At 46.2% G+C, this 12,034-nt stretch carries 13 protein-coding genes; 10 read left to right on the forward strand and 3 right to left on the reverse strand.

Annotation, left to right across the window (positions count from 1 at the left end; translation table 11 throughout):
- Positions 1–69: 69 nt before the first annotated feature.
- A complete protein-coding gene (locus QUA45_RS05245; protein ID WP_333219824.1) occupies positions 70–489 on the forward strand; it encodes a hypothetical protein in 420 nt (139 codons plus the stop codon).
- Positions 490–545: 56 nt separating this feature from the next.
- On the opposite strand, the gene QUA45_RS05250 is transcribed toward QUA45_RS05245, so the two are convergent.
- On the reverse strand, positions 546–1,043 hold the full coding sequence (locus tag QUA45_RS05250; RefSeq protein ID WP_333219825.1) for an anthrone oxygenase family protein: 498 nt from the start codon (positions 1,041–1,043) through the stop codon (positions 546–548).
- 540 nt (positions 1,044–1,583) lie between these two features.
- On the opposite strand from QUA45_RS05250, the gene QUA45_RS05255 reads away from it, so the two are divergent.
- The 9 genes from QUA45_RS05255 to QUA45_RS05295 all read left to right on the forward strand — a co-directional run bounded on the left by QUA45_RS05255 (position 1,584) and on the right by QUA45_RS05295 (position 10,193).
- Entirely contained in the window at positions 1,584–1,826 is a 243-nt protein-coding gene (locus QUA45_RS05255; protein WP_333061297.1) for a DUF7219 family protein, read from the forward strand.
- Between the two features lie 106 nt (positions 1,827–1,932).
- Positions 1,933–2,466, forward strand: a complete 534-nt coding sequence (locus tag QUA45_RS05260; protein ID WP_333219827.1) for an RDD family protein — start codon at positions 1,933–1,935, stop codon at positions 2,464–2,466.
- Between the two features lie 38 nt (positions 2,467–2,504).
- A complete protein-coding gene (gene rpmG, locus QUA45_RS05265) occupies positions 2,505–2,693 on the forward strand; it encodes a 50S ribosomal protein L33 (protein WP_190658616.1) in 189 nt (62 codons plus the stop codon).
- A gap of 168 nt (positions 2,694–2,861) precedes the next feature.
- Complete coding sequence (gene rpsR / locus QUA45_RS05270) at positions 2,862–3,077, forward strand: 30S ribosomal protein S18 (protein WP_006631377.1); 216 nt, start codon at positions 2,862–2,864, stop codon at positions 3,075–3,077.
- Positions 3,078–3,083: 6 nt separating this feature from the next.
- Positions 3,084–3,278 (forward strand): hypothetical protein, encoded by a 195-nt coding sequence (locus QUA45_RS05275; protein WP_333100514.1) that lies wholly within the window; start codon positions 3,084–3,086, stop codon positions 3,276–3,278.
- Positions 3,279–3,389: 111 nt separating this feature from the next.
- Positions 3,390–5,396, forward strand: a complete 2,007-nt coding sequence (locus tag QUA45_RS05280; protein WP_333219829.1) for a ribonuclease R family protein — start codon at positions 3,390–3,392, stop codon at positions 5,394–5,396.
- A 574-nt stretch (positions 5,397–5,970) separates the two neighbouring features.
- Positions 5,971–7,413 carry a 1-acyl-sn-glycerol-3-phosphate acyltransferase gene (locus tag QUA45_RS05285; RefSeq protein WP_333219831.1) on the forward strand — a complete coding sequence of 481 codons (1,443 nt, stop codon included), beginning with the start codon at positions 5,971–5,973 and terminating at the stop codon, positions 7,411–7,413.
- A 157-nt stretch (positions 7,414–7,570) separates the two neighbouring features.
- On the forward strand, positions 7,571–8,458 hold the full coding sequence (locus QUA45_RS05290) for a histidine kinase dimerization/phospho-acceptor domain-containing protein (protein ID WP_333150187.1): 888 nt from the start codon (positions 7,571–7,573) through the stop codon (positions 8,456–8,458).
- 289 nt (positions 8,459–8,747) lie between these two features.
- Positions 8,748–10,193 (forward strand): IctB family putative bicarbonate transporter, encoded by a 1,446-nt coding sequence (locus tag QUA45_RS05295; RefSeq protein ID WP_333219833.1) that lies wholly within the window; start codon positions 8,748–8,750, stop codon positions 10,191–10,193.
- Positions 10,194–10,475: 282 nt separating this feature from the next.
- Here QUA45_RS05295 and QUA45_RS05300 read toward each other — a convergent pair whose 3' ends face one another.
- Together QUA45_RS05300 and QUA45_RS05305 are read right to left on the reverse strand one after the other, a co-directional pair.
- On the reverse strand, positions 10,476–10,706 hold the full coding sequence (locus QUA45_RS05300; protein WP_333100508.1) for an Osc7112_2153 family protein: 231 nt from the start codon (positions 10,704–10,706) through the stop codon (positions 10,476–10,478).
- The gene (locus tag QUA45_RS05305; protein WP_333219835.1) at positions 10,703–11,428 is read right to left on the reverse strand and encodes a tetratricopeptide repeat protein; all 726 of its coding nucleotides are present in this window, start codon (positions 11,426–11,428) and stop codon (positions 10,703–10,705) included. Before QUA45_RS05305 ends, QUA45_RS05300 begins: the two co-directional genes overlap by 4 nt.
- Positions 11,429–12,034 lie beyond the last annotated feature (606 nt).

Consider the following 12,034-nt stretch of genomic DNA (forward strand, 5'->3'; position numbering starts at 1 on the left):
ACATTTCGACTCCTACTTAGATTCACCTACCTCATTATACATAATTGATGGTTTACAAACCATTTGCGATTGCTATATGTAACTCAATACGGAACATGGGTATGGAAAAGTAGAAGAGGTGTAGATACAACAGCAATTGTTGAGTTTGCCTGTGCATATCTTGAATATCTTAGCGATCCAAACGCGGCAATAAAAATTAGGGAAGTTTATAGAACTGGTCAAAACATTGAATATAATACCCAAAATATTACTCAAAACATTGAATATAATACCCAAGATATTACTCAAAACATTGAATATAATACCGAAAACCCAAATCAATTACAGGATGATCCTTCTCAAAAAAATACTTCGTCTGGGTGTGGAGGTATCATACTACTGATAATAATGTTTATTTTATTTGCTTCTTTTAATTCAAATAAAGACGCTTATGAGCAACATCAAGATGACCGCCCACCAGCACAACCATATAATTACCCTCCTCAATAAATTTCGTTTTTGCGATCGCATCTATCCCGCGATCGATCAAAATTAAAAATGTAAAATTAAAATTGTACCGCTCGATAACAGAGCGCAATGGTAAGTGAAGCCGATGCCGCAAGCGCCGCAGCCGTCCGAACATGATTCCAGAACGTCCAGTCGCTCAAGTATCTAGCCCATAGGCTCGCACCCTCAGTGCTGCTTGGATCGACAGTCGCCAGCGCATCATTTAGCGGCACATTGAACGCGATCGTCACTCCTATAGTACCGACAAGATAGAGCAGGCTGCCAAGGAGCAAGTAAGAGGCACCGGGTTGATGCCACTTTAACAGCGACGAGATAACCAGAAAGATGCAAGCGGCAGCCGTTCCGAATAGCGCCGTCATAAATAAAGGAGCGATCGCCGTTATATTGATGGCTTGCATAGCGGCAATACCCTGTGCTGGTTGGAGTCGGGCAAGGGCTTTCATCACAAACGTCGAGAAGGCGAAGAAGACTCCAGCCATCAGCCCGCTGCCTAGTGCCGAGAAAAGCTTCAATGTGAAAAGCGAGTAGTCAACCATTGTCCTAAAACCTCCTGCGAATTACTGTCCAATGCCTTGTTAGTGCATTGTCTCATTGCATTTTCAACCTTGATATTGAGCCGAGCAACTTGATGTAAAATGGACAGGGTGGAAAGCAGACCGCAAATAAAAGTTAAGTTTTCAACCACTACCATGCTCTGATGACGCGCATTTGCAGACATTATGCAGTTTTTTACTAAAAATCTAACTATTGATGTCTGCAATAATATTATCCATTTTTGGTTTTTTTGTCACTTATTTCAATAACTCAGTCCTGCACTAACAAAAACCTGGTTGGGACGGCAAATCCGAAGTTATAAGCCTTAAGGCAGAAACTTAGTTGTTGACCCCGCCTGCGTAAATTGTACAAGTGAAATTACGGAGGTTTTTGTTCCCCCGATCTGTCGGTGTAATAGCCATCACAAAAAAGTTCGCCAAATGTCACATGACTTCTGCTACTTACAACACAACTTTAGAAGGTCATCGCGGTTTATAATATCTATTAGTTCAGGAAACAAGTTTTCAGGCGAGGTTAAAGCAATGGTAGCAAATTCAAATTTTTTATATCCTCAAAATCGCTATTACGGTGAAGTAAAGCCAGAGAATTTGGTATTTAATGCGAATTTACAAGAGTTTTCTCAGCGAGTGGGTTACATCAGTTCCTTGACATCTAACGGTAAAATCTCTGTGGAACAGGCATTTACTCAAATACAAAAACTTTGGGAAGAAGTGGAAAACTCGAAAAAGCAGTTGGGAATTGGCGAAAATCCATTTTCAGCTTGAATAATTAGCGGTTGGCTTGGAAGTTGAGTTACGCCCCATTGATGCCGATCGATTAATCCACCGCTTAATATGAAAAAGTAGCTAGTGGCGATCGACCTTTTTGCCTATGAGTTCCGACCTAGTTCCTCTCCTTCCCAAAGTATCCCTCGGCCGCCGCGCCGCGGCCCTCTGCATCGACGGAATCGCTGTTTGGCTGCCCAGTTTGCTTCTGGGCACTAATGCGATCGTCCAAACGATATTTTTTGTTTTGCTGTGGCTGATCCTGCGCGTAGCCATCGTCAGGAAAAACCAAGGTCAAAGTATCGGGCGCTGGGCCTTGGACATGAAAATTGCCGATACCAGATTCCACCGGACTCCCGGAGTGCAAGAACTCTGCAAGCGCGAAGCCTTACTGGGCTTTTGCGCCGCCTTAGCCTTCGCAGGTATAGCTGGGATCACATCTACCAACGCCGCCGTCTTGCTGCTGATTCTGCCCCTGGCGATCGACTGTAGCGTTGCCCTCACCTCCACCGAAAGGTTTCCCCAAGCTTTCCACGATCGCATCGGCGGGACGATCATCGTCGGAGCCCGCCGTGGCTACTCCCTAGACATCAAAGTTAGAAGATTGCTTGACCAAGTGCAGAGCAATGTGAGAAGATAATAAATTGTGTTTAAATTAGTCGAAATTTATTTAGAATTATGGCTAAAGGCGTCCGCATCATAATTACTCTAGAGTGTACTGAGTGCCGTACAAACGTAAGCAAACGCTCAAAAGGCGTCTCTCGGTACACCACCACCAAGAACCGTCGCAACACGACGGCGCGGCTGGAACTCAAAAAGTTCTGCCCCCACTGCAACCAGCACACGGCCCACAAAGAGATCAAGTAGTGATTAGTCATTAGTCCTTAGTCATCAGTCATCAGTTGTTGGCAATTGATATTGATCGGCAAAAAGCAGATAACTAACCAATGCTTTCCTGACGGCTAGCAACTAACGGCTAATAACTAAAAACTCACAATCAACAGTCAACAAACAACAGTCAACAAACAACAAACCATGACTTACTTTCGCCGGCGCGTTTCGCCCATCAAACCTGGAGACCCTATCGACTACAAAGATGTCGATTTACTCAAAAAATACGTCACAGAACGCGGTAAAATTTTGCCCCGCCGGATTACCGGTTTGACTGCCAAACAGCAGCGAGACCTGACCAGAAGCATCAAAAGAGCAAGAATTGTAGCTTTGATGCCCTTCGTAAACCAAGAAGGTTAACAGGATTTGGGATTTTGGGTTTTAGATTTTGGACTGGGAATAAGACTTGCGCAAAAAGAACGTCTTTCTGTCATTAATAGTGCAGCAAGAATGCAGCTAAATAATCGCAAAAAAGGGTTAAGAGTAGCCGCAGCGCAAGTCTTAATCACAAGTCAGAAGTTAAAAAAAAGCAAGAAGAAAAAACAACTTTTTAGATTTTAACTTTCACAATTGACCAGAAAAATTGCCAATATCCAAAATCTAAAATCGCAAGCTCGAAACTCGATAAGTGGCTACTGTAAAAATCCAAAATCTCAAATATAAAGCTGGCAAGTGGAGAAGGGAACGTTAGTAGAATTTAGAGTGCACGGCGACCGCCGTCTGGCAGTTGCCGATCGCCCCGACGGCAAGAAAAACTGGGTCGTGGTAGACGAAAACGGTCAACCGCACAGCATACCGCCCAAACAAATCACCTACGAAGTAGTCGGAGAAACTTACAAACCCTCCGATATTCCCAAATTTCTCAAAGAAGTAGAAGCATACTCAGATCCGTCGAGTTTGGAAGTCGCTTGGGAACTTTTAGTCGGCGACGGAGAAACCACAGATCCCGAAGCCCTGGCAATGCTGCTATTTTCGGAACGCAGTCCCGCCCAGTGTTACGCGGCTTACTGTTTGCTATCAACAGACAAACTGTATTTCAAACAAAAGGGCGATCGCTACGAACCGCGACCGGCAGCCCAAGTAGCCGAAATCAAACACCAGCAAGAAGTAGAACAGCAGCGACACCAAGAATCCCAAGGATTTTGGGATCGAGTCAAACAGCGGCTGGCAGGGGAAAATGTAGATTGGGAACACAGCGATCGAACTCGCCTCGACGCCCTAGAACGCTTTGCCCTCCTCGGAGAAGAAGCAACGCACCGCACCCCAGCCTTAGAAACTTTAGCCAGCTTACAACGGTCCGAAAACCCCGAAGCAGCATTTGGTCTCCTAGTCGATCTCGGCCTGTGGAGTACCCACGAAAACCTGTTTTTGCGGCGCAGCCAAATTCCCCTACAATTCTCCGCAAAGGTATTAGAAGTGGCCCAACGCTGCCTAGAAAATCCCCCAACCGACTCCGACACAAATCGTCTCGATTTAACTCACCTCAAGGTTTACACGATCGACGACGAAAGCACCACCGAAATCGACGACGGCCTCAGCTTAGAATTCCTCGAAAACGGCCAGCAGCGGATATGGATACACATCGCCGATCCCACCCGCCTGCTTTCCCCCGGAGACGAACTCGACCTCGAAGCCAGAAAGCGCACCACTACGGTTTACCTGCCCACGGGAATGATCCCCATGTTTCCCCCAGCTTTGGCAACCGGGCCGATGAGTTTAATTCAAGGCAAAGAGTGCAGCGCGCTCAGCTTCAGCGTCACCTTAGACGAAATCGGCGCGGCTCAAGATTACAGCATCCACATCAGCACCATAAAACCCACCTACCGCTTGACCTACGATGACGTAGACGAAATGCTGGAGTTGGGAATCGAAGCAGAACCAGAAATAGCAGCGATCGCCTCTGCGGCCAAACTGCGGCAAAAATGGCGGGAAGCCCAAGGCGCAATCAGCATTTTCATGCCCGAATCAGTCATCAAAGTCAACGGCGACGACATCAAAATCCACGTCATCGACGACTCCACAGCCCGGATGCTAGTAGCCGAAATGATGATTTTAGCAGGCGAACTAGCCGCCCGCTACGGTCAAGCTCACAACCTGCCCATACCCTACCGCTATCAGCCGCAGCCCGAACTTCCTCCCGATGAAGAACTGCTGGCCGTGCCCGCAGGCCCCGCCCGCGCTTGCGCCCTGCGCCGGTGTATGCCCCGCAGCGAAATGGGCCTTACCCCCGGACGCCACGCCGGCTTGGGTTTGGAATTATACACTCAAGTTACTTCCCCGATCCGCCGCTATACCGACTTGCTGACTCACTTCCAAATCAAAGCCCACCTGCGGGGCGAACCACTGCCTTTTTCCGCTGAAGAAATACAGGACATTGTGATGTGTCTCGGCACCGCAGTTAAAGAAGCATCCACTGTCGAACGCCAAACTAACCGCTATTGGGGATTGGAATATTTGCGGCGCAACCCAGACGAAGTTTGGGAAGCTTTAATGCTGCGCTGGTTGAGGGAAGACAGCAATCTGGGATTGATTTTATTGGAAGAGTTGGGTTTAGAATTGGCAATGCGATTTGGTCGATCGGTCGAAATAGGCGATCGGCTAGAAGTCAAAGTCACCCACTGCGATCCGCGATCGGATGTCATTAACTTCCAAGAAATGATATTTGAAGCCGCACAATAGGATTTTAGATTTTAGATTTTGGATGGCAAAAATTTGTGTTCAAGGCTGAAACTGAGAATAAATCTCGTTTTTAGTCGAGTTTCTGACCGAAAGCATCCAGGATACAAGCCCCCGGATTCTTCCGTGGAGAGATAAAAAACCTGTATCCGATAAGCAAGCCCTCGAATTTATCCGTGGGATCAATGCTTCAATTCTAAAATATAAAATCTAAAATTGATTGACCCCCTCGCATCCCCCTTGTCAAGGACAGGGGGGTAAAAAATATGATGGTTTCATATCTAGTCCTGTAAAATAATCGTAATTCTTGTCAGGGTTAGTTCACCCCCGATCTGTAATATAAGCCAGAAACCCCGTAAACCCGCCCCGACCAAAATATTGGGGTCGATCGACTCGACATGATATTCAATCCAAGACGGGTCATACTTTTGACGTTAAATTGACACGCTTTGCTATCTCCTCTCTTCTTCCGTGTCCTCTGTGTCCTCTGCGGTTAATAAAAAAACTTCAGCATTCTAAAAATTGGCAGTTTTTACCCCAACCTAGTAATCTAAAATCTAAAATTTAAAATCCCAAAATGCCCAATTCAATTAGCCAAGTTCAGCCGCCGCTGGAATTCATACCCCCAGCCTACAACCCGCTAGTGATGCAAGGTTGTAAGCAAATATTCCCTTGGTGGCTGCGATTTCGGACGAGTATCAGCCACGTTCAAGCCGAAAATGTCGAAACCCTCGCCGAACTCTTCCACCAATTTCAAAATCAGAAAGTTCGCTTCTTGCTAGCCTTCCGCCACCCCAATTCAGACGATCCCTACTGTTTGGGACAACTAATTTGGAAACTCGTTCCCCAGGCAGCGCGCGCCAAAGGCATTCCCCTGCAATTCCCGGTACATTCCCACTTTATCTACGATCGCGGCATTCCCCTGTGGGCCGGTGCAGGAGTCGGCTGGTTGTATTCCCAACTCGGTGGCACTCCGATTGTTCGCGGGAAGATCGATCGCGTCGGATTGCGATCGGCCCGCAATTTATTTGCCAACAGCCAATTCCCGATCGCCGCCGCCCCAGAAGGCGCTACCAACGGTCACAATGAAATAGTTAGTCCCCTTGAACCGGGAATTGCTCAAATGGGCTTCTGGTGCGTTGAAGATTTGCTGAAAGCCGGACGCACTGAAAAAGTTTTAATTGTGCCGATCGGCATTCAATACCGCTATGTCAACCCACCTTGGCAACCCCTAGAAAAACTTTTAACTCAATTAGAAATTGATTGCGGACTGCCACCCTTAGAACGCACCGATCTCGCTAATTTAGAGACCGCAAATCCCGATTCCGAAAACCACAATCATAAATTCCAATATCTGCGCCTGATTCGACTGGGCAGCCATTTACTAGCAGTAATGGAAGAGTTTTACAGCCGTTTTTATCATAAAAATTTACAGCCTGAAACATCTATTTTAATATCATTATCGCTACCAGAAAAAACGGGAAATGATTCGGGAAATGAAGTAATGATGGCTCGACTGAAAGCCCTGTTAGATGTGGGTTTGCAAGTAGCAGAAGAATATTTTAACTTAAAGCCCAAAGGCAGTTTAATAGACCGCTGCCGCCGTGTGGAACAAGCAGGCTGGGATTATATTTACCGAGAAGATATCAAAGATATTGCAGCACTTTCTCCCTTAGAAAGAGGATTAGCCGATCGCCTCGCTGAAGAAGCAAGCCTTCGGATGTGGCACATGAGACTTGTAGAAAGTTTCGTGTCCGTCACGGGCAGGTACGTCGCAGAACAACTGACAGCAGAACGTTTGGCAGAAACAACTTTACTGCTGTGGGACGTACTGGCTCGCATCAAAGGGGGAAATCCTTTCGGCAGACCGAAGTTGGGCAAACAGCAGGTACAAATGACCGTGGGCGAACCTATATCAGTGAGCGATCGTTGGGATCGATATCAAACCAGCCGCAGGTTAGCAGTTGCCGAACTCACTCAAGACTTGCAATCAGCTTTAGAAGCAATGATTAAATCTTAATTACTCAAATAAGGAAGAGCTTCTAGGGAAGAAGGAATATATATTTTTCTTCACTAAGTTTTTTTGTGGTGAATTATAAACAGATTGTTATAGACTTTTGGAATAGGTCTAATGAACCGCAAACCCTCGCTCGACAATGAACCAATAAAAATTAGCGATGACTAACAAACCTATCGATTTGTCTACTAACTCAATTAAAGTAAAACTGCTGAATAATTTAGCGCAGGAATTGCTCACACCGCTCACTTCTGTCCTCGGCATGGCAAGCGTGTTGAAACAAGAAATTTATGGCCCCTTAACGAGCAAGCAAAAAGAATATATTGACGTGATCCAAGACAGCAGCCGCTCTTTGCGATCGCTAGTTGAAGAAATTTTGGAACTGGCAGAACTAGACGATTCCGCTTTCACCTTGAAGCGAACCGCAGTCGATATAGAAACTTTGTGCCAACAGGTTGTGACAATCCTGTCGTCGGTGGCAAGTAGACGAGAGCAAGAAATTAATTTGTCGATGGGGCCCGGGTCGCGCATCTGGTTGGTGGATAAAGATAAGGTTCAGCAAATGCTGCACCACTTAATTTTTAGCATTATTCAATCTGCTGGCGCAGGCAGCGTGATTCGAGTCCACGTTTCTCGGAAAGAAGACGGTATCAACATTGGAGTTTGGGTTTTTCATCCTTGGTTAGGGGAAAGTTTGCCCCATGCTAAACTCTACACCGACTACTTGTTGAAGGCCGGATCTCTTAGCGGTTCGCCATTGCACTCGGAAACCGACTCCCTCGGACTCGAAGCGCCACTCCCGACACAGGGTTCGCAGCGATTAACGCTGGCGTTTTCTGAGTTGGCGGATTTGGTGGCCCAGAATGCCGAGGATACCGCACCGGTGTTAGCTGGTTATGGAGCCAGGGAACGCTTGGGGCTGCTGCTTTGCTGCCAGTTGGTGGAAATTCAAGGCGGTGAACTCTCAATTCAAGGCGCCCCGGAATCTGGATATCGCTACGTGCTCTGGCTGCCCTGCACAAATGCTACGGAATTGTTGGAAGGTTAAAGAAGGAAGAAGGAAGTTCGGCAACGGATTTTCTAACGGATGTAACGGATGGAAAGAAGAAGGAAGAAGAAACAAGTCATTTGTTAATTAATACTGAGATGTTGCACCATTCTCAATAAGGCTTTTATGCGCGGCATCGCGTTCCCCCCACAAGAAATTTATTCTTTGGGGAGCCGACCAGAAAAGCCTTAAGGAAGAATGGCGCAAGATAGGAGTTACTACCAATTGTCCATGCTTTTAGACTCAATTCCCAATTCCCAATTCCCAATTACCAATAATTAATCTAAAAATGAATTCAGTTTGGCAACAGTTAACTCTGGCAAATTTGCCGCTCTCTCAGTGGCAAAGTAGAAGTTATTTATTCAATTTGGCGATCGGCTCTTTACGCAGTTGGCGGCAGAGTAGCTGGCTGATGCAGTGGGCCGAACCCTTGGGTTTTGTTTTGCTGGCCTTGACTTTCGGTTTGGCGCCGTTTGTAAACAATGCCTTGGTGGGGGTGTTGATGGCGGCTAGCGCTGCATTTTGGGTGCTGCTGACTGTTTCGGACGATCGCGAGATCCCCTTCACGCCGATTCATTTGCTGGTTCTGCTGTACTGGGGCATAGCCACTGTCGCAACGGCGATGTCGCCGGTGAAAGTCGCCGCTGCTACTGGTTGGAGCAAGCTAACGCTGTATTTGCTGTTTTTTGCGCTGATGGCTCGGATATTGCGATCGCCCCGTTGGCGATCGTGGTTAATTGCCGTATTTTTGAACGTCTCTTTAATTGTCAGTTTCTACGGCGTGCGGCAGTGGATTGATAAAGTGCCACCATTAGCTACTTGGAACGATCCGACTTCTACTCAAGCCAATGTCACGCGAGTTTACAGCTTTTTGGGCAATCCAAACTTGCTGGGTTCTTATTTGCTTCCTGCTATTGCATTGAGCGCCGCCGCACTTTTTGTGTGGAAAGGATGGGGAACAAAAGTTTTAGCGCTGACGATGCTGGTGGTGAATTGCGCGTGTTTGCGCTACACGGACAGCCGGGGTGCTTGGATCGGTTTTGTGGCTCTACTGGTGGTATTTTTAGTGCTGCTGTGGTACTGGTACAGCCCTTTGATGCCTCGGTTCTGGCGAACTTGGGCGCTGCCGTTAGGATTAGGAGGTTTGGCGGGAGCCTTAATTTTGGGAGTGGCTTTATTGGAGCCTCTGCGCGATCGAGTTTCGAGTATGTTTATCGGCCGAGATGACAGCAGTAACAATTTTCGGATTAATGTTTGGACGGCGGTGGTTGACATGATTCGCGATCGACCCATTCTCGGAATTGGGCCGGGAAACACTGCTTTTAATAAAGTTTATCCGCTTTATATGAGGCCCAAATTCACTGCTTTGAGCGCTTATTCCGTGCTGCTGGAAATTGCGGTGGAAACCGGTTTTATCGGTTTAATGTGTTTCCTTTGGCTGATGACTGTCACCGTCAATCAAGGTTTGTTGCAGATCAAACATCTGCGGGATTCACAATTTAAAATCTCTAGTTTAGAGAAAGAAGCTCAAATCCAAAATCTCAAATCGAATCAGGGGTTCTGGTTGATTGGGGCGATCGCAACTTTAGCCGGCATGATGGCCCACGGTTTTGTCGATACAGTTTGGTACCGGCCGGAAGTTAATATGCTTTGGTGGTTGATGGTGGCGATTATTGCTAGTTTTTACAGCAACTCGCATCAGCAGCAAGATTCAGCTTTGACGGAGGCCGAGTAGATAAAATTGCTGGCGGGGCTTTCTCCCCGCCCAGTGCGGATTCCAGCAATAGCCGACACAGCAATGATTGAGAGTTATATCAGTGCAAAAAAAAGAATGCAGCTTTATGCAAGCTGCAAACCATTATAGCCATAAGTTATTTCCAATTCTTCAATTCTTAATCTCACATCTCAAATGCTATAAGGTGCGGAGGGCGCACCCTACATACTACTAATACATACTACATACCTGTTGTTGTAAAGTGGTGATGGTACACTCTACAAAATTTATTGAAAATAACTCTTATTCTTCGCTCTCCGAAGGCATGATGAATCTGGGACACGGATATTTTCCACCATCTCTATCTCTGCACCGCCACCTCCTCGCTTGATTGGAGTCGAACGGCGTTTCGACTGATTCATTAACGGTAATTTTAACAGTCGAAGGAGTTGGCAGTGCTGTTGAGGCTTGACTTAGCTCCAGTACCGTTATAATTGCCAGTATGGTTGATGAAAACAAAACTGTGCGTTTCATTTATTTGTTTTTTCCTCGTTTAATCGTTGACGTGCCATCCCTATCCATATATCCTCATCGAATTCTTGAGAATCCGCATACTTTAGACAAATTTTCCACTGCGGTAGCGCTTCCTTCGTATTTTTCATTTTTTCTAGGACTTGCGCTTTTAAGCAGTAAGTTGCGGGTCCTTCACTATCAAGTTTAATCGCTTCATTCAGATGTTGCAATGCCTCTGAATATCGACCCTGTTCCAGGCGAGCCCATCCCAAGTTTTTGAGTAAAGAATATTTTACTTGATCGTCCTCAGCTAATTTCAAACCTTGCCACAGGAAGTGAACCGCAGCCGGATAGTTTTTTTGATCGACTATATATAATCGAGCCAGATTGCTGTAAGCAGCAGGCAGACCGAGTTTTGCAGCTTGCAGATATTTTCCTCTGGCGCACTGTAAATCTTGTACTTCTTCGCAAAGCCATCCTAAATTGTAAAGAGCTGTTCGGCTTTTTGGATCTACCCAGAGGGCTAACTCATATGCTTTTTGAGTATCCGCTAATCGATTGGCTTTGTAGTTTTCAAACGCAATATTATTAAACAAAGATGCCAGTTCCGGCAAAGCAATTTTCCAGCCGCTAAAGCCTACTGCTAGCATCAGCAATAAGGCTCCCCACCTGGAGTTGTGATGCTTTTTTGCTGGCTCTTTCATGGCATTGAAAATGTTAGCTAATGGTGTGATTTTTAGCATTTTTTAACTTGAGATTTGGGCGATATTTAGCTTGCCATATTTAATTGCCACCCTAATGGCGTCATAATCTTACGAAATGGCTCAGGTTTGAGCCGATTTCTCATAAGGGTTTGTCAGTCGACAGCCGAATGGTTGGGTAAAGCCCCACTACACAGATGTATTCGAGCATAGGTTAATCATTCATGGGGCTCCACAAGCCATCCGGATATTTTCAAAAAAAAAGAACCGGGAAGCCGGAACCCGGAAGAAGGCACGACTGTTGGCGATCGATAAGTAATAATACTTACTTGTTACGCGAGGATCGTCCATATGCGACTGTATTAGGAGATAAGATGGCTCGCCTGAGTTTTAGGCGATTATAAAAATAAAACTTCTGGTGGTAGGAGTCCGAAAGCGTGGGTGAGGGAGGCGCTCACACTACCGTTTCCAGCACAACCCCAAGAGAGCCGATGGGATGGACTCCGGTGAAATAACTCTAATTAAGTTTGTAGTGACGATGGAAGCCCTCAAAATCCTGAAGGGCAGATATTGAGAAATATTATGATAAGTAATTAACCAAACGCGAGCTAAAATAATCCATCCCTAGGGACAATCACTAATCACTAA

The sequence above is a fragment of the Microcoleus sp. Pol12A5 genome, from assembly GCF_036701435.1.
Lineage (GTDB): Bacteria > Cyanobacteriota > Cyanobacteriia > Cyanobacteriales > Microcoleaceae > Microcoleus.

Bases quoted from the DNA above. Each gene is read 5' to 3' on its own strand.
- QUA45_RS05250 (WP_333219825.1), bottom strand. From the start codon at position 1,043: ATGGTTGACTACTCGCTTTTCACATTGAAGCTTTTCTCGGCACTAGGC.
- QUA45_RS05255 (WP_333061297.1), top strand. From the start codon at position 1,584: ATGGTAGCAAATTCAAATTTTTTATATCCTCAAAATCGCTATTACGGT.
- QUA45_RS05260 (WP_333219827.1), top strand. From the start codon at position 1,933: ATGAGTTCCGACCTAGTTCCTCTCCTTCCCAAAGTATCCCTCGGCCGC.
- rpmG (WP_190658616.1), top strand. From the start codon at position 2,505: ATGGCTAAAGGCGTCCGCATCATAATTACTCTAGAGTGTACTGAGTGC.
- rpsR (WP_006631377.1), top strand. From the start codon at position 2,862: ATGACTTACTTTCGCCGGCGCGTTTCGCCCATCAAACCTGGAGACCCT.
- QUA45_RS05285 (WP_333219831.1), top strand. From the start codon at position 5,971: ATGCCCAATTCAATTAGCCAAGTTCAGCCGCCGCTGGAATTCATACCC.
- QUA45_RS05290 (WP_333150187.1), top strand. From the start codon at position 7,571: ATGACTAACAAACCTATCGATTTGTCTACTAACTCAATTAAAGTAAAA.
- QUA45_RS05295 (WP_333219833.1), top strand. From the start codon at position 8,748: ATGAATTCAGTTTGGCAACAGTTAACTCTGGCAAATTTGCCGCTCTCT.
- QUA45_RS05300 (WP_333100508.1), bottom strand. From the start codon at position 10,706: ATGAAACGCACAGTTTTGTTTTCATCAACCATACTGGCAATTATAACG.
- QUA45_RS05305 (WP_333219835.1), bottom strand. From the start codon at position 11,428: ATGCTAAAAATCACACCATTAGCTAACATTTTCAATGCCATGAAAGAG.